14 protein-coding genes are annotated in these 17,931 nt (G+C 54.0%); 9 read left to right on the top strand and 5 right to left on the bottom strand.

Annotation, left to right across the window (positions count from 1 at the left end; genetic code table 11):
- Positions 1-190 precede the first annotated feature (190 nt).
- The gene (locus tag V9K92_RS20435) at positions 191-1,117 is read left to right on the top strand and encodes an ABC transporter ATP-binding protein (protein ID WP_307275253.1); all 927 of its coding nucleotides are present in this window, start codon (positions 191-193) and stop codon (positions 1,115-1,117) included.
- The gene (locus V9K92_RS20430) at positions 1,114-1,875 is read left to right on the top strand and encodes an ABC transporter permease (RefSeq protein ID WP_115053701.1); all 762 of its coding nucleotides are present in this window, start codon (positions 1,114-1,116) and stop codon (positions 1,873-1,875) included. The genes V9K92_RS20435 and V9K92_RS20430 overlap by 4 nt, the downstream gene beginning before the upstream one ends.
- A 210-nt stretch (positions 1,876-2,085) precedes the next feature.
- Here V9K92_RS20430 and V9K92_RS20425 read toward each other — a convergent pair whose 3' ends face one another.
- The 4 genes from V9K92_RS20425 to V9K92_RS20410 all read right to left on the bottom strand — a co-directional run bounded on the left by V9K92_RS20425 (position 2,086) and on the right by V9K92_RS20410 (position 6,063).
- Positions 2,086-2,520 (bottom strand): TA system VapC family ribonuclease toxin, encoded by a 435-nt coding sequence (locus tag V9K92_RS20425; RefSeq protein WP_115053700.1) that lies wholly within the window; start codon positions 2,518-2,520, stop codon positions 2,086-2,088.
- Positions 2,520-2,747: a CopG family transcriptional regulator gene (locus V9K92_RS20420; protein ID WP_115053850.1), complete on the bottom strand. Its 228-nt coding sequence runs from the start codon at positions 2,745-2,747 to the stop codon at positions 2,520-2,522. Before V9K92_RS20420 ends, V9K92_RS20425 begins: the two co-directional genes overlap by 1 nt.
- A gap of 83 nt (positions 2,748-2,830) precedes the next feature.
- Positions 2,831-3,547 carry a ligase-associated DNA damage response endonuclease PdeM gene (gene pdeM, locus V9K92_RS20415; protein WP_370878655.1) on the bottom strand — a complete coding sequence of 239 codons (717 nt, stop codon included), beginning with the start codon at positions 3,545-3,547 and terminating at the stop codon, positions 2,831-2,833.
- Positions 3,544-6,063, bottom strand: a complete 2,520-nt coding sequence (locus tag V9K92_RS20410) for a ligase-associated DNA damage response DEXH box helicase (RefSeq protein WP_337354807.1) — start codon at positions 6,061-6,063, stop codon at positions 3,544-3,546. Before V9K92_RS20410 ends, pdeM begins: the two co-directional genes overlap by 4 nt.
- Before the next feature lie 243 nt (positions 6,064-6,306).
- Here V9K92_RS20410 and V9K92_RS20405 point away from each other — a divergent pair, with 243 nt between their 5' ends.
- A complete protein-coding gene (locus V9K92_RS20405; RefSeq protein WP_337354948.1) occupies positions 6,307-7,359 on the top strand; it encodes a ligase-associated DNA damage response exonuclease in 1,053 nt (350 codons plus the stop codon).
- The gene (locus V9K92_RS20400) at positions 7,359-8,984 is read left to right on the top strand and encodes a cisplatin damage response ATP-dependent DNA ligase (protein WP_337354806.1); all 1,626 of its coding nucleotides are present in this window, start codon (positions 7,359-7,361) and stop codon (positions 8,982-8,984) included. The genes V9K92_RS20405 and V9K92_RS20400 overlap by 1 nt, the downstream gene beginning before the upstream one ends.
- Positions 8,985-9,218: 234 nt before the next feature.
- Here V9K92_RS20400 and V9K92_RS20395 read toward each other — a convergent pair whose 3' ends face one another.
- Entirely contained in the window at positions 9,219-10,406 is a 1,188-nt protein-coding gene (locus tag V9K92_RS20395; protein WP_337354805.1) for a TIGR02281 family clan AA aspartic protease, read from the bottom strand.
- Positions 10,407-10,555: 149 nt separating this feature from the next.
- On the opposite strand from V9K92_RS20395, the gene V9K92_RS20390 reads away from it, so the two are divergent.
- The 5 genes from V9K92_RS20390 to V9K92_RS20370 all read left to right on the top strand — a co-directional run bounded on the left by V9K92_RS20390 (position 10,556) and on the right by V9K92_RS20370 (position 17,931).
- Entirely contained in the window at positions 10,556-12,016 is a 1,461-nt protein-coding gene (locus V9K92_RS20390; RefSeq protein WP_443094486.1) for a cryptochrome/photolyase family protein, read from the top strand.
- 233 nt (positions 12,017-12,249) lie between these two features.
- Complete coding sequence (locus V9K92_RS20385) at positions 12,250-13,848, top strand: peptide ABC transporter substrate-binding protein (RefSeq protein WP_115053695.1); 1,599 nt, start codon at positions 12,250-12,252, stop codon at positions 13,846-13,848.
- 386 nt (positions 13,849-14,234) lie between these two features.
- Positions 14,235-15,830, top strand: coding sequence for an ABC transporter substrate-binding protein (locus tag V9K92_RS20380; RefSeq protein WP_115053694.1), 1,596 nt, complete (start codon positions 14,235-14,237; stop codon positions 15,828-15,830).
- 54 nt (positions 15,831-15,884) lie between these two features.
- Positions 15,885-16,808 (top strand): oligopeptide ABC transporter permease OppB, encoded by a 924-nt coding sequence (gene oppB / locus V9K92_RS20375; RefSeq protein WP_115053693.1) that lies wholly within the window; start codon positions 15,885-15,887, stop codon positions 16,806-16,808.
- The gene (locus tag V9K92_RS20370) at positions 16,801-17,931 is read left to right on the top strand and encodes an ABC transporter permease (protein ID WP_115053692.1); all 1,131 of its coding nucleotides are present in this window, start codon (positions 16,801-16,803) and stop codon (positions 17,929-17,931) included. The genes oppB and V9K92_RS20370 overlap by 8 nt, the downstream gene beginning before the upstream one ends.

The raw sequence follows: 17,931 nt of genomic DNA, 5'->3' as shown, positions 1-17,931 counted from the left end.
AAAAGGGGGAAGCCTTTGCATGGCTTCCCCTTTTTGTTTTTGGCTACTGACGCCATTTGTCAGCAGGGTGGTTTGAAATTCCTTTTTCAACACCATATAAGGAACGTCATTTCCTAGATGCTTCACATCAGGCGATCTGATTCATGTGTCAGTGTTCAGATTGCATAAAGTTTCCTTCCGGATACAAATCATGTCATCAGCAATCTCCGTCTCCAGCGTCAACAAGACCTATGAATCCGGGTTTCAGGCGCTGAAAAATATCAATCTTGAAATCCGTCACGGCGAGATCTTTGCCCTGCTTGGGCCAAATGGCGCGGGCAAGACGACGCTGATCAGCATCATCTGCGGTATCGTCAATCCGACATCGGGCACAATTCTCGCCGATGGTCACGACATCATCAAGGAATACAGAGCCTCCCGCACCAAGATCGGTCTTGTGCCGCAGGAGCTGACGACTGATTCCTTTGAAACAGTCTGGGCAACAGTCAGCTTCAGCCGGGGTCTTTTCGGCAAGCCTGCCAATCCGGCGCATATCGAAAAGATCCTGAAAGAATTGTCTCTCTGGGAGAAGAAAGACTCCAAGATCATGACCCTTTCCGGCGGCATGAAACGCCGCGTCATGATTGCCAAGGCATTGTCGCATGAGCCGGAAATCCTGTTTCTGGACGAACCGACTGCCGGTGTGGATGTCGAGTTGCGCCGCGATATGTGGAATGTGGTTCGGGCATTGCGGGAGTCCGGTGTCACCATCATCCTGACCACGCATTACATCGAAGAAGCCCAGCAGATGGCCGACCGTATCGGCGTCATCAATCACGGCGAGATTATCCTGATCGAGGAAAAGGATGAGCTGATGCGGTCTTTGGGCAAGAAGCAGCTTCGGCTCCAACTGTCCGAAACGCGTCAGGATATTCCGGCAGCGCTGGAAAAATACGGGCTGGAACTGTCGCAGGATGGCGGCGAACTGGTTTATACCTATGACACGCAGAAAGAGAGGACCGGCATTACTTCATTGCTCAAGGACCTCGACAAGGCATCTGTCCGCTTCAATGACATTCAGACAAAAGAAAGCTCACTTGAAGAAATCTTCGTGAGCCTGGTGAGAGAACGCAAATGAACCTCTATGCGGTCAAAGCAATATATTTGTTCGAAATGCACCGTACATGGCGCACGATCATGCAGAGCGTTATTTCGCCTGTCGTGTCGACCAGCCTGTACTTCGTCGTTTTCGGTTCCGCGATCGGCGGACGTATTCCCGAGATCAGCGGTGTCAGCTATGGTGCATTCATCGTGCCGGGCCTGATCATGCTGTCGCTGCTGACCCAAAGCATTTCCAATGCTTCCTTCGGCATTTATTTTCCGAAATTTGTCGGCACGATCTACGAGCTTTTGTCGGCGCCCGTCTCCTATGTGGAAATTGTCATTGCCTATGTCGGGGCCGCCGCCACGAAATCCATCATCCTCGGCTTGATCATTCTCGCCACAGCAGCGCTGTTCGTTCCGCTGCGCATTGAGCATCCATTCATCATGCTGCTGTTCCTCGTCCTGACGGCGGTGACTTTCAGCATGTTCGGCTTCATCATCGGCATATGGGCGGATGGTTTTGAAAAGCTGCAACTCGTGCCGCTCATGATTGTCACGCCGCTGACCTTCCTTGGGGGCAGCTTCTACTCCATCGACATGCTACCGCCATTCTGGCAGACGGTGACGCTGTTCAACCCGGTTGTCTATCTGATCAGCGGCTTCCGTTGGAGCTTCTATGGTCTGTCCGATGTGCATATCGGCACCAGCCTTGCCATGACTGCCGTATTCCTTGTGGCCTGCATGCTGATCCTGCGCTGGATTTTCAAGACAGGATATCGGTTGAAGAGCTGAGGCTAAAGCGCTTGGCGTTTTGATTGAATCAAAACGGTGCTCCAGGGAGACGCAGTGATTTTGCATGAATTTGATGCGTGCTTCGACAAGCTCAGCATGAGGGAGGTAGTGAGTTGCAAAATCTCAGAACTAGCTTCCAGCCAATCTCTAGCTCCCTCATGCTGAGCTTGTCGAAGCACGCATTACCAATTTGCCGGTCACTTGGCCTGCCTACTGGTCTATGACATGGAGGCAACCCTTGCCTCCATCTACAGCATCCGTTACCAGCCTCCGGTCGAATGTCGCCAGTTGGCCGCCTCGCATACGGGCGAGCGCGAGCAGATAAGTATCCGTAACCTGGCTGAAACTGAGAAGCCTTGTTGGATCAATAAGGTCAGAACTTACAAAGCTTAAATCATCTTGCCAAAAGACGTGTCCGGGCAAAGCTGTCAGGCTGGAGAGTAGCGGCATGACCGCCGCCGGTGTGCCGGGGGAATTCGGGTAGCGTGGATTGCCTATGATCCTCAGCACACCGTTCTGAGTCAGCGGAGACGTTGCCCACGACGCTTTGCCTACACGATCAAACCACTCATGTGCTGCATCATGATGGACATGTACCGGGTCGAATAAGGCGATCAGTACATTAACGTCGAGTAGAAATACCATTATGGCAGTTCATCACGAAGCTGATTGACGAATTCCATTGTTACCGGGGTGTTGTCTTTTATCCGAAGCAGAGGCACGCCATTTCGCTTATCTTTCCCCATGCCTGGAGTCTGAAGCGACTGACGAGCCAGCGTCGAAATCACCTCTCCGACAGTCTTGTGCTGCCTTGCCGCCAAGCCTTTAGCCGCCGCAAGTACATCATCATCTATTGCCAGTGTCGTTCTCATTTTCGTGCCCTGCATCACGCATCAAACATCTCGCATCAGATATAAGGTATTTGTTTGATTTTTTCAAACAGCAAAGCCAGCACTCAAATATAAAGCGCCTTGGCGGTCATAGGATAGACCCGCTTGCTGCCAAGCATATAGGCGATGATGGCCTGTGCATCGAACAGCCCGTGAAATGGCCGTCCGAGAATATTCATGCCGCCCGTATAGGCGCCGAAAGCCGGCATGATCATGCGGGACCGATCACTGACGAAACAGCGGCGTTGCACCGCCTGTCCACGGCGAACCACTTTGGCAGCTGGATGCAGATGCCCGGCGATCTCGCCGGGGCAGGGGCGTTTGGAGGGTTCATGCCGGAAGATCAGATTACCGAAAGCCAATTCGGTAAATGTTTCACCCGGAAGCTCCGCAGGATGGTCCGGATCATGGTTTCCCGTGATCCATACCCATTCGCGTCCAGCCATCAGTGAACCGAGCTGCGCCGCATATTGCTCCGGCAAGCGCGCAGCCGCCTCTCCATCGTGGAAACTGTCACCAAGGCTGATGACACTGGCAGGATTGTAGCGCGCGATCACCCGCCCCAAGGCAGCAAGCGTTGTTGCCGTATCATAGGGCGGCAGCATCATGCCGCGCCGCGCAAAGGATGAGCCCTTCTCGAAATGCAAATCCGATACGACAAGAATCCGGTCATCTTCCAGATACATAGCGCCGGAAGGGTCGCAAACGCATCTATGCCCGGCGACAACCATTTCGGCCGCCCCATGCAACATAGTCTTGGTTATTTGCGATACGAGATTCATGAATGGTCCGACATTTCCCGGGTCAATTCTTCGGCGATTTCTTCAAGCAAGGTTTCATGCGCTTCGCCGGGAACACGTTCCTTGCCGATTTCCATCATGACTGGAACGGCCAGCGGCGAAATCTGGTCCAGATCCTTATGGATGATATGGCCCTTGATTCGCCCCAGCATATCGCTGAGGCGGCGAATGTCCAGAAGTCCGGTCGCCGCATCGGCGCGGGTTGCCTGAATGAGAATGTGATCCGGCTCATGCTCCCGCAGCACATCGTAAATCAGATCGGTGGAAACCGTCACCTGCCGCCCGGTCTTTTCCTGTCCGGGATGCCGCTTCTCAACGAGACCGGAAATCAGCGCGCAGTTGCGGAAGGTTCGTTTCAGCATGAAGCTTTCCGACAGCCACGCTTCCAGATCATCGCCCAGCATGTCTTCGTCGAAAAGTTCCGAAAGCGGTAGCTCGCCCTTTTTGAACATGCGGCCCATGTCGCGCAGGCCCCAGATCGACAGCGCATAATCGGTGGCGATAAAGCCGAGTGGCCGCGCCTTTGCCCGCTCCAGCCTGCGCGTTAAAAGCATGCCCAGCGTCTGATGCGCCAGCCTGCCTTCAAAGGCATAGATCACCATATAGGATCGCTCGCCGCGCGGAAATGTTTCCACCAGAAGGCTTCCCGGTTGCGGCAGCACGGATTTTTCCTTCTGGATCCGCAGCCAATCGCTCACCTGATCGGGCAGCGCGCCCCAGCGAGCCGGGTCCGCCAGAATATTGCGCACCTGATCGGCGAGATAAGTGGTCAGCGGAAATTTGCCGCCCGCATAGGAAGGTATCTTTGCGTCAAAACCATCCGCCTTTGACACAATACATTCGTTCTCGCGTATTCCCTCAAACCGCAGCACGCGGCCGGAAAAGAAGAATGTATCGCCGGGGCTGAGCGCCTCGATAAAATGCTCTTCGACTTTGCCAAGCACCGGCCCGCCGCGCACATTGCTGCCCTTGCCCCGCTGCCGTGTCAGCCGCACATTGAGCGAAGGCGCTTCAATGATTGTCCCGACGTTCAAACGGTATTGCTGGGCGACACGCGGATGCGTCACCCGCCATGAGCCATCTGCCGCCTGCCGGATTTTTGCAAAGCGTTCATAGCTTTTCAGCGCATAGCCACCCGTCGCAACAAATTCGATAATCCGGTCAAATGTATCGCGAGGCAAAGCGGCATAGGGCAGGGCGGTGGTGACTTCCGCATAAAGCTCATCCGCCTGAAATGGCTCGGCGCAAGCCATGCCCAGCACATGCTGGGCCAATACGTCCAGTGAGCCTTCGCCCAAGGCTGGCGTATCCTGCGCCCCGATATAATTGGCATCGAGCGCCGCCTGACATTCCATGACTTCGAAGCGATTGGCTGGAACCAGTATCGCCCGCGATGGCTCATCCATCCGGTGATTGGAACGCCCGATCCTTTGCGCAAGGCGACTCGCGCCCTTTGGCGCGCCTACATGAATGACCAGATCGACATCACCCCAGTCAATACCAAGATCGAGCGTCGAAGTCGCAACCACGGCGCGCAAGGCATTGGCAGCCATCGCCTGTTCCACCTTGCGCCGCTTGCTCACATCGAGTGAGCCATGATGCAGCGCAATCGCCAGATTATCCTCATTGGCCATCCAAAGATCGTGAAACAAGCGCTCCGCCTGACTGCGCGTATTGACAAAGATCAGCGTCGTGGCGTGCTGTTTGATTGCTTCATATATGCCCGGCAAAGCATAGACCGCCGAATGTCCCGCCCAGGGAACCCGGTCTTCCGTTTGCAAAATGGTGATATGCGGTTTTGCACCGCCTTCAACCTTGACCAGACTTGCCAAGGGCGAGCCATCGGTTTGCGGCACAAGCCAGCCGCGCAATTCATCAGGGTCGGCAACGGTTGCCGACAGGCCGATTGTCTGCAATCCCGGTTGCAGGCGGCGCAATCGCGCCAGTCCCAGCGATAGAAGATGCCCGCGTTTCGATGTTACCAGCGAATGCAATTCATCAAAGATGACATAGCGCAAATCTTCGAAAAACCGCCCTGCATCCTTGGCCGCAATCAGCAGTGCCAATTGCTCCGGCGTAGTCAGCAATATATCGGGCGGCGCCAGCTTCTGCCGCTGGCGCTTATGGGCAGGCGTGTCGCCGGTGCGCGTTTCAAGCCTTATGCCAAGCCCCATTTCTTCGATAGGTTTGGCAAGATTGCGCTGAATATCGACGGCCAGCGCCTTGAGCGGCGAAATATAGAGCGTGTGAATGCCGCGGCTCGCTGCATTGCTTTTGCCGCGCTGGGCTAAATCGACCAGCGAGGGGAGAAAACCCGCCAGCGTCTTGCCCGCACCGGTTGGGGCAATCAGCAGGGTCGACTGCCCTGCCTGCGCCGCCTCAAGCAGTTCCAGCTGATGGGCACGCGGCGACCAGCCCTTGGCCTGAAACCAGTTCAGGAAAAGCGGAGGCAAAAGGGCGGAACCGGTGTCGGCGGTGGGTGCTTTGCTGATTTTCACTGGGGCGAATGTAGTGGTCCGGCATCAAAGCGCCAAGTTTTCTTTTGGCAACAGAGCAGTGCGTGGTTCGACAAGCTCACCATGAGGAAAGTGATTTGATTGCATAGTGCCATCATTGTAGGTTTGGCATCCCTGCCAGTCACTCCCTCCCTCATGGTGAGCTTGTCGAACCACGCACAGAAGCAATGCAAGATCGTCACTTACAAAGATTGCATGGAGCTAAATCCACCCTATGTTCGTTCTATGTTTGGCAAACATGGCACAGAACGGAACATCAGCTTGGTTAAACGACCCGAAGAACTTCTGCGATCCACGCCTGCCGGTCTCTATTCACCAGCCGGTGATTTTTACATTGATCCGATCCGTCCTGTTGAGCGCGCCCTCATCACCCATGGCCATTCCGATCATGCCCGTTCCGGCCATCGCAAGGTCATGGCGACGCAACAAACGCTCGATATTATGGCCTTGCGTTATGGAGCGGATTTTGCTGGCGAAACGCAAGCGGCAGAGCTTGGCCAAACCACTGGGCTTAATGGCGTGACTATCAGCTTTCATCCGGCCGGGCATGTGCTTGGTTCTGCGCAAATCGCTGTCGAAAAAGATGGCATGCGTATTGTGGCGTCGGGTGACTACAAGCGAGCCAGCGACCCGACCTGCCTCGGTTTCGAACCCATCACTTGCGATGTTTTTATCACCGAGGCGACCTTCGCCCTGCCGGTGTTTCGCCACCCGGACAGCCGCGATGAAATGGCAAAGCTGCTCAAATCGGTCGAGCAATTTCCCGAGCGTTCGCATCTCGTTGGTGCCTATGCGCTTGGCAAGGCGCAGCGCGTGATCCGCCTGTTGCGCGATGCCGGATATGATCAGACGATCTATATTCACGGGGCACTGGCCAAGCTTTGCGACTATTATGAAACGCAGGGCATAAAGCTTGGGCCTCTTGCCCCCGCCACATTGGAAAAGGATAGCGCGCCGGACTTTGCCGGAACCATTGTGGTCGGGCCTCCATCGGCCTTTCAGGACAGGTGGGCAAGGCGTTTCCCCGATCCCGTTTCCTGCTTTGCCTCCGGCTGGATGCGCATTCGCCAGCGTGCGCGTCAAGGCGGTGTCGAACTCCCGATCATTCTTTCCGATCACTGCGATTGGGATGAGCTGACGCAGACAATCACCGAACTTGATCCGGAGCAGGTCTGGGTCACGCATGGGCGTGAAGAAGCCCTGGTCCGTTGGTGTGATCTGAATGGATATGCAGCCCGACCGCTCCACCTTGTCGGCTATGAAGATGAGGGCGATTGATGGAAGAATTTGCAGCGCTTCTCGACCGGCTTGTATTGACGCCTTCACGCAATGGAAAATTGACCCTGCTTTCCGATTATTTCCGCGATACGCCAGACCCTGATCGCGGTTTGGCACTTGCCGCCATTACCGGCGATCTGAACATCGCCAATGTCAAACCGGCCATGCTGCGCACTCTCATCGCAGAGCGCATGGATGAACAGCTTTTCGCCTATTCCTATGATTATGTTGGTGATCTTGCCGAGACTATTTCGCTCGTCTGGTCCGCCGACGAGCCTTTACGTTCCAACAGCGTGCCGACACTTGGCGATGTGGTGACGGCTCTTGAGCGTGCCTCGCGCAGCGATGCCGTCCGCATGGTGGAAAAATGGCTGGATCAGCTTGATGCATCGGCGCGCTACGCATTGTTGAAACTGGTAACAGGCGGCATGCGCATTGGTGTTTCGGCCCGTTTGGCAAAGCAGGCTCTGGCCCAGTTCGGGCAAGTGGATGTCACCGAGATCGAAGAGCTATGGCATGGGCTGACCCCGCCCTATCAACCGCTCTTTGCCTGGTTGGAAAAGAGCGCGGAAAAGCCCGAAAGCCTTAGTGCTGCGCCATTCCGTCCCGTCATGCTGTCAACGCCTTTGGAGGAGCCCGATTACTCACGCATCAATGCCGGAGAATATGTTGCCGAGTGGAAATGGGACGGGATCAGGGTTCAGCTGACTTCCGAACGGGGGCAGCGCCGCATCTACTCGCGCACCGGTGACGACATTTCCCACGCCTTTCCCGATATTGCCGACTATATGACATTTGAAGGCACGCTTGATGGCGAGTTGCTGGTGGCGCGAAGCGGAGACAAGGAAATAGAGATCGGCGCATTTGGCGATCTCCAGCAACGGCTCAACCGAAAGACGGTTTCAGCCAAGCAGCTTGAAAGTCATCCTGCCTTTGTCAGGCTCTATGATCTGCTTGTCGATGGCGGGGATGACATTCGCACCTTGCCATTTGCAGAGCGGCGCACGCGGCTTGAAGCTTTCGCAAAGCAGCTTGAGCCGACGCGGTTCGATCTTTCGCCACTCATCGCCTATGATCATTTTGACGATCTGGTGGAACTGCGCAAGACACCGCCGCATCCCATCATTGAAGGGCTCATGTTGAAACAACGCTCTTCCACCTATGTGCCCGGACGACCGAAAGGCCCTTGGTTCAAGTGGAAGCGTGATCCATTCATCATTGATGCGGTCCTGGTCTATGCGCAGCGCGGCCACGGTAAAAGGTCGAGCTATTACTCCGACTATACATTTGCAGTCTGGACCGGACCTGAAACAGAGCCGCATCTGGTGCCGGTGGGCAAAGCCTATTTCGGCTTCACCGATGAAGAGTTGAAACAACTTGACGCTTTCGTGCGCAACAACACAACGGAACGCTTTGGGCCGGTTCGCTCGGTGCGTGCCGAACCCCAGCACGGTCTGGTGCTGGAGGTTGCTTTTGAAGGGCTTAACCGTTCCAAGCGACACAAGTCTGGCGTCGCCATGCGCTTCCCGCGCATATCGCGCCTGCGATGGGACAAGCCGCCCATCGAGGCGGACCGGCTGGAAACGCTTGAAGCAATGCTGCGCGACGACCAGCCCTTGGTCTGAAACCGGTCAGGAAAACTCACCATGAAGGTTATGAGAGAGCCTTTGCAGTGGTGCTATGCGTGGTTTGCCCTTCGACAAGCTCAGAATAGCACCATGAGGGAATGTGATGGGCTGCAAGTTGGTCGCCAACCTTGCAAGATCTGACTCCCTGCGATCAAATCACCCTCCTCATCCTGAGCTTGTCGAAGGGCGAACCACACACAGCACCATTGCAAACATATGGCAAACCACCGACTACTTGCTTTGAATCTCCCAAGCCTTCGGGCCGAAAGTCACATTGAATCTGGAGAGGAACGAACGGCCCAAAAGCCCGTCAATCTCATCGCCGAGTGCTTTCTTGTCGGCCATGACAATCATCGCCACGTCATTGGCTTCGACATTGCCAATATTGACCTTCGATGCGGATGTGTGTTGGGCCAGAGACACGCCATTCGCCGTTTGCATACGCACCGTGAAATCTTCTGAAAGCGGCAGTTTGATGCGCGTCGCAAAATCCCTGCTTATCGATACAAAACTTGCGCCTGTATCGACAATGAAGTTGCCTGCCACACCATTAATGCTGACGGTTGCCCGGATGACATTCTTTCCCGTAATGGGAAAACGGTCTTTGCCCTTGGCATATTGCTGCTCACATTTGCCCTTTGAAGTGTAGTCCTTCAGCATTGTCTGTGAACGCGCCGTGTCATTTTCAGCTGGATTGATCGATACCCACATCTGGATCGGGGTAATCGCACCACAATAGTCGCCGAGTGCAACATAGCTCAGGGACATCTGACGAAACACTTCGCCACTTATGTTTTCCAGATTATCTGTCAGACCAATCGTCGATTCAAATGCGTTGATCGCTTCCTTGTAGCGCTTTGCATCGCTTAAAATTTGCGCTTTGAGATAGTAGAATTGCGCAAGGTCAGGGGACATGACAAGCAGGTCATCAACGATCTTGAGCGCGCCGTCGAAATCGCTCAGTCCATACAGGGCGTCTGCCGCATTATAGAGTGCCACATCTGATGGTCGGCATTTGTTGGAGTATGATTGAAAAACCCTCGCGCTCTCGCGGCTATAACTCTCTCTTTTCAATGCCGTTGCAAAATCATAAGTGACGTTCCAGTCGCAAGGTTCGCTTTGCAGCCTTGCGATTTGCCCTGCAATCGGAGATTTTCTGGCAATCTCCACCGGTAGTGGCTTCATTTCATAACGCGCATAAAGTCTGGCAAGTTCGAGGTTGGGCTGGGAATCCCGCACTTCGACCGGCTTGGCCGCAGTCAATTGTTGCAAATCTGTAGGGAAAAGATCACCGCCCCAAAAGAAGGCGGCGACAGCAACGATCAAAATGCAAATGACGGTGGTGATGGCCGCATATTCACGCCATGCATTATAGCGTGGCGGGCCGCCATTACGGTCTTCCATATCAGCTTTGAGCATAAAAATCTCTTTAATATCAATATAATGGCAATGAATAATCAGGCAACCAAATCTACATTCAAAAGTTTATAGGAAATGGGATTGCCCGGCAAACAAAAACAATGGCAGTTGCATTATGTGCACGCAATGCTCGACGTGGTTGAATGAATATGGTCAGAAAAATCGGAAGTGATACAACCGAAAACCCGGTCATCGTCCTGTTCCGCCATGATTTGCGCCTGGCGGATAATCGCGCGCTTTATGCTGCCTCCCATACCGGAAAGCCTGTCATTCCCGTCTTTGTCCTTGACGAGGAGACTGCCAGCTCTACGAGACCCCTGGGCGGGGCGCGCCAATGGTGGCTGCACCATTCGCTCACATCGCTCGACAAATCCTTCCGTGCAATCGGTGTAAAACTGATCCTGCAAAAAGGCCGGACCCAAGCCATTGTCGATGAGCTTATTAGCCAGACCAAGGCTGACATGGTCCTGTGGAACCGCCGATATGATCCAGCAGGAATCGAGACTGATACGGCGCTCAAAGCGCGATTGCTCGAAAGAGGCTTGAGAGCAGAGAGCTTTGACGGGCATTTGCTGCATGAGCCCTATTCGCTCAAAACAGGAGCGGGCGGATATTACCGCGTTTTCACGCCGTTCTGGCGCGCATTTCTAGGCGGCCCGGAGCCGCGCGATCCGGTTCCCGCACCGGCAAAGCTGAAGCCATGGATTGGCGAGATTGCTTCCGCCGATCTTCGCGACTGGCGCCTGCTGCCAGAAAAGCCGGATTGGGCAAAGGCGTTTCATCATGATTGGACGCCCGGCGAGGAGGGGGCGAAGCAAAAGCTGGCGGATTTTCTGGAGGATAGGGCGGCGTCTTACAAAAATGACCGGGATTTGCCCGGCAGAGAGGGCACTTCGCGCCTGTCGCCACATCTTGCCCATGGTGAAATCACGCCATTTCAGATCTGGCATGCATCAAAATCACCGGCAATAAAGGACCAAAATGCCGGACTCGACACATTCCGCAAAGAGGTGGGATGGCGGGAATTTTCCTATCATCTCCTCTTCAACAACCCAAAGTTGCATGAGGATAATTTCAACGAAAGCTTCGATAGTTTTGAGTGGAGCAGCAGCGCCAGAAATTTTGATGCCTGGAAAACCGGCAGGACCGGCTATCCCATTGTCGATGCCGGCATGCGCCAGCTTTGGCAGACCGGCTGGATGCATAACCGGGTGCGTATGATCGCGGCGTCGTTCCTGATTAAGCACCTGCTGATCGATTGGCGGGAAGGGGAGAAATGGTTCTGGGATACGCTTGTCGATGCCGATCCCGCCAGCAATGCCGCGAGCTGGCAATGGGTTGCAGGGTCGGGTGCGGATGCTTCACCCTATTTCCGTATCTTCAATCCCATCCTCCAAGGCGAAAAATTCGATCCAAAGGGAAATTATGTCCGGCAGTTTGTTACGGAGCTTAAAGATCTGCCGGATAAATATTTGCACAAACCATGGACCGCCCCGGCTGTCGTCCTGAACTCGGCAAATATCGAACTCGACAAAGACTATCCCGGCCCGATTGTGGAGCATGGCGCAGCGCGAAAACGCGCTTTGGAAGCCTATTCACGCACACGCTGACGGGTTTTCCACATAAACGAAAAAAAATATTGCAGGGTCAATATTGGCGCATCAGCACGCAAAAATGGCGTAAAATGGCCCTTGGGTCCATATAGTGCAATATTTTTTGACGCCCCCGTAACTCTTATTAAACCAAAATATTACGTCGAAACTATTAGAGCCTCCTTGCTTTGCGGCAAATTTTGGCATTTGTTCAGCTCTTCACAATTCTCTTAGAGGGGAAGGAACAAGAAATGACCCTAATGAAACTTAATTTCCGCACCGCGCTGCTGCTCGGATCACTCATGCTCGGCGCCAGCCCGGCCCTGGCTGAAGCTGTGCTCCATCGCGGCAATAGCGGCGAGCCACAGACACTCGACCAGTCCCAAACCTCGATTGATATCGAAGCATTCATCGTGAAAGATCTCTATGAAGGTCTCACAGTCTATGATGCCGATGGCAAGATTGTTCCCGGTGCCGCAGAAAGCTGGACCGTTTCCGATGATGGTCTCGTCTACACATTCAAGCTTCGCGCCGATGCAAAATGGTCCGATGGCTCGCCGGTAACGGCTGAAGACTTCGTATTCTCCATGCGACGTGTCGAAGACCCCAAGACTGCTGCTGGCTATGCCAATATTCTCTATCCGATCAAGAATGCGCAGAAGGTCAATAAGGGCGAAGCAAAGCTTGAAGAGCTTGGCGTAAAATCCGTTGATGAAAAGACGCTGGAAATCACCCTCGAACAGCCAACGCCTTTCTTCATCGAGCTCTTGTCGCATCAGACAGCGCTGCCAATCAACAAGGCGAGCTTCGAGAAGAACGGGGCTGAATTCGTCAAGCCCGGCAAATTGGTCGGCAATGGCGCATTCAAGCTCACCGAACATGTGCCGAATGATCATCTGACCGTCGTCAAGAACGAGAATTATTGGGACGCCGCCAATGTCAAACTGGATAAGGTGATCTTCTATCCAATTGACGATCAGGCAGCCAATGTCCGTCGTTATGAGGCGGGTGAACTCGATCTCGTTTACAACTTCTCATCCGATCAGATTGACCGCCTGCGCGCCGCAAATCCGAAGCAGGTTCATGTCACTCCGGCAGCTGCAACCTATTACTACCCATTCGACACACGCACAGAGCCATTCAATGACGTCCGCGTCCGCCGTGCTTTGTCCATGTCTGTCGATCGTGACTTCCTTGCCAACGAAATTTACGATGGCACAAAATTGCCGGTCTACTCGCTCGTTCCTCCAGGCCTTGAATCCTATGGCGATCCCGAGAAGCCAGATTTTGCCGGCCTTTCGCAACTTGATCGCGAAGACAAGGCTGTCGAGCTGATGAAAGAGGCGGGCTATGGCGAAGGCGGGAAGCCGCTCAACATCGAACTCCGCTACAACACCAATCCAAACCATGAGCGTGTTGCAACAGCCGTCGCCGATATGTGGAAAAAGACTTTCGGCGCAACCGTAACGCTGATGAATCTCGATATTTCATCGCATTACGCCTATCTGCAGGAAGGCGGCAAGTTTAACGTCGCCCGTGCAGGCTGGACCGCCGACTATGCGGATGCCGAAAACTTCCTCAATCTGAACGTCAGCACCAACAAGACCTTCAATTACGGACATTATGAAAATCCGGAATTTGATGCGCTGATGAAGAAGTCCTATGCGGAACGTGACCCTGCTGCGCGCTCCAAGATCCTGCACGAAGCTGAAGCATTGATCGCACGCGATCAACCGATTGCTCCCTTGATGAACGATGCCAATCTCTGGCTCGTTGCCGACAAGGTCAAGGGTTGGGGCGACAACCCCAACAATGAACATCTGAGCAAATATCTGAGCATCGCAGAATAAGGAAAGCCTGAATGTGGGTGGCCGCCGGTCACCCACATTCCGCTTACCGATGTCCCGTGCCAAATTTACAAAACTCAAATCCACATGATTTTGGACGCCACCTCATTTCACATGAGGATTGGCAAAGGCTCTATGCATGGTTCGCCCTTCGACAAGCTCACTTTGCAGGTGGCGGTCTGGCATTAAAACCTCTGCAAAGGTGCTGTGCGTGGTTCGACAAGCTCACCATGAGGAAGATTGTGAGCTGCAATGATAATTGCGACATTGCAAATCTGCGCTCGTGCAGTCCTCAACCTCCCTCATGGTGAGCTTGTCGAACCACGCACCAAGAACCAGGCTCAGCCAAAGCACTGTAGAATTTGGGCAGAAATAGGAGTTTTCATAAGATGTACTTTTCAAAGTTCACTTTAACAACAGCAGTCGCTGCCTCGCTGCTTTTGGGCGCTGCTCCGGCACTGGCGGAAGCTGTCCTGCACCGTGGCAATAGCGGCGAGCCGCAGACACTTGATCCCTCGCAGACTTCTCTGGAGATCGAGGCGTTCATTCTGAAAGATTTGTATGAAGGACTGACGATCTATGATGCGGCGGGCGATATCGTCCCCGGCGCAGCCGAAAGCTGGACGGTTTCCGATGACGGCACTGTCTATACATTCAAGATCAACCCTAAAGCCAACTGGTCCGATGGGTCGCCTGTCACTGCCGAGGATTTCATATTCTCGTTCCGGCGCGTGGAAGATCCCAAAACAGCAGCCGGCTATTCCAATATTCTTTATCCGATCAAGAATGCCGAGAAGGTGAACAAGGGTGAGGCCAAGCTTGAAGAGCTGGGCATGAAGGCACTCGATGCCAAAACCCTGGAAATAACGCTCGAACGCCCGACGCCTTTCTTCCTTCAGCTACTGGCGCATCAGACCGCCCTGCCGGTCAATAAGGCAAGCCTTGAGAAGAATGGTGCCGAGTTCATCAAACCCGGCAAGCTGGTTTCCAACGGCGCTTTTGAACTGGCCGAGCATGTGCAGAACGATCATCTGACGGCTGTCAAAAATCCGGATTATTGGGACGCCGCCAATGTAAAGCTGGATAAGGTTATCTTCTATCCGACCGAAGATCAGGCAGCGGCAGTCCGCCGTTTTGAAGCTGGTGAAATTCAGCTGGTCTATAATTTCTCGGCAGACCAGATCGAGCGCCTGCGCGCCTCATATGGGGATCAGGTCCATGTGAATCCGGCATTGTCTACCTATTTCTACTCATTTGATACACGCGTAGAACCGTTCAACGACGTCCGCGTCCGGCGCGCGCTTTCCATGGCAATTGATCGCGACTTCCTCTCGCGGGAAATCTACAAGGGTGCGCAGCTACCAGCCTACTCATTGGTCCCTCTCGGTATAACCAATTATGGCAAACCGGAAGAGCCAGACTTTGCCACGTGGACCCAGATCGATCGCGAAGACAAAGCTATCGAACTGATGAAGGAAGCCGGTTACGGCAAAGACGGCAAGCAGCTCGAAATCGAGATCAGATACAATACAAACCCCAACCACGAAGCTGTGGCCACCGCCGTCGCCGACATGTGGAAAACGGTCTTCGGCGCCAAGGTCACTCTCTCGCAGATCGATATCAGCGCCCATTACGCCTATCTGAAGGAAGGTGGAAAATTCAATGTGGCGCGTGCAGGTTGGACAGCCGATTATGCGGACGCGGAAAACTTCATGACAATCAACATGAAGAAAAATCCGACCTTTAATTACGGCCGGTATGACAATCCCGAATATGATGCTTTGGTCGAAAAATCCTACACCGAGAAAGATCCGGCCGCCCGTTCCAAGCTTTTGCATGAAGCCGAAGCCATGGTTCTGCGTGACCAGCCGATTGCACCCATGATGAATTTTGGACAGCTCTGGCTTGTGTCGAACAAGGTCAAGGGCTGGGTGGATAACGGATCGAACGACCATCTCAGCAAATATTTTAGCGTCACGGAATAAGACCTTGAGGCGCGATCCGGTTTACGGATTGCGCCCATGATTGGAGAGTAGCCCATGTTCCATTTCATCCTTCGCCGACTGGCGAGCGCGGTGCCGACATTGTTCATTGTCGTCACCATTTCGTTTTTCCTCATGCGCTTTGCGCCCGGAGGGCCCTTCAATCTTGAGCGGCCATTACCACCGGCGACGATGGAAAATCTCATGAAGGCCTATCATCTTGATCAGCCTCTATGGAACCAGTATCTCAACTATCTGAAGAACGCCGTTACCGGCGATTTCGGGCCGAGTTATATTTACAAGGACAATACGATTGCCGAACTCATCGGCAAAGGCCTGCCCTATTCGGTCAAGCTGGGCAGTTTTGCCCTTCTGTTCGCGCTCATCGGCGGCGTACTTGTCGGCACCCTTGCAGCACTCCGGCAAAACTCATTTTTTGACTTCTTGACCATGTCGGTCGCGACGACCGGTGTTACGGTTCCGAACTTCGTTGTCGGCCCGGTTCTTCTGCTGATTTTTTCACTGACATTCTCGCTTTTACCCGGAGGAGGGTGGGGAGACGGCTCTTGGCCGTTTTTGATATTGCCCGTCATAACGCTTGGGCTTCCGCAGCTGGCCGTTTTTGCACGGTTGACGCGCGGGTCCATGATTGAGGCGCTGCATGCCGACCATATTCGAACGGCCAAGGCTTATGGATTGCCCTCCCGCTCTGTTGTGATCACCCATGCCATGCGCGGCGCTCTTCTCCCCGTGGTTTCCTATCTGGCACCCTGTGCCGCCGCGCTTCTCACAGGTTCCGCTGTCGTGGAGAGCATTTTCACCATTCCCGGCGTCGGACGTTATTTCGTCCTCGGCGCCATTAATCGTGACTACACTTTGGTGATGGGAACCGTCGTCCTCGTCGCCATTTTTGTCATCGTATTCAATCTAGTGGTCGATATTCTCTACGGCCTTCTCGATCCGAGGGTTCGTCATGACTGATATTCCTGCAACAATTATTCCACCGGAAGAATCCAAAGGCCGCAGTCTTTTCCAGCTCGCCGCCATTCGCTTCCGCCGCAATAAAGCAGCAATGACGGGCAGTATTCTGCTGTTCCTGATCACTGTTTTCTCGTTCCTCGGGCCCTATGTCATCAGCCATAGCTATGATCAGGTGTTCTCGTCCTATGTCACCGTGCCACCCAGCATCGAGCCGCTTCCCAAGGCGGATAGTCTTGGTGAAGTGATGAAAGGCGTCGCCGACCGCGCCAGAGTTGAGTTGCGCGAATTTGCCGTGGACGGCAACACATTCACCGCAACCATCCATTCCGACAAGCCGATTGACCCGCGTTCAACGCGCTATTTCGATCGCGCCAATGAATTCGACAATACACAGGTTGCGGCCACGGAAGATGGTGGCGCAACTCTGAAATTGACGGGCGATGTCAATCGCGAATATTTCCCGTTTGGTACTGATAATAACGGGCGCGACCTGCTTGCCCGTGTCATGCTTGGCGGTCAGATATCCCTTGCTGTCGGCTTTTTGGCCAGCCTCGTTTCGCTGGCTGTCGGTGTTACCTATGGTGCCATATCGGGTTATCTTGGCGGGCGTGTCGACAATGTCATGATGCGCCTTGTCGAAATTCTCTATTCACTGCCCTTCGTGTTCCTTGTCGTTGTCCTCGTCGTGTTCTTCGGGCGAAGTTTCATTCTCATCTTCCTCGTCATTGGTGCCGTTGAGTGGCTGGACATGGCGCGTATCGTGCGTGGCCAGACCCTGGCCTTGAAACGCCGCGAATTCATCGGCGCTGCGCAGGCATTGGGCTTGACTGACTGGCAGATTATCCGTCGTCACATCATTCCAAATACGATTGGTCCCGTCATTGTGTTCGTCACAGTGGTTGTGCCGAAGGTCATTCTTTTGGAAAGCTTTCTGTCGTTCCTCGGCCTTGGCGTTCAAGCGCCTTTGACAAGCTGGGGCGCTTTGATTTCCGAAGGAGCCAACAAAATGCAGTCTGCACCCTGGCTGCTGATTTTCCCCGCCATCTTCTTTGTCGTCACACTGTTCTCGCTGAACTTCATCGGCGATGGGCTGCGCGATGCACTCGATCCGAAGGACCGCTGA

Source organism: Phyllobacterium sp. CCNWLW109 (assembly GCF_037203905.1).
In the GTDB taxonomy this organism is placed as follows: Bacteria; Pseudomonadota; Alphaproteobacteria; order Rhizobiales; family Rhizobiaceae; genus Phyllobacterium; species Phyllobacterium ifriqiyense.
This window is presented reverse-complemented; position numbering and strand designations above follow the sequence as displayed.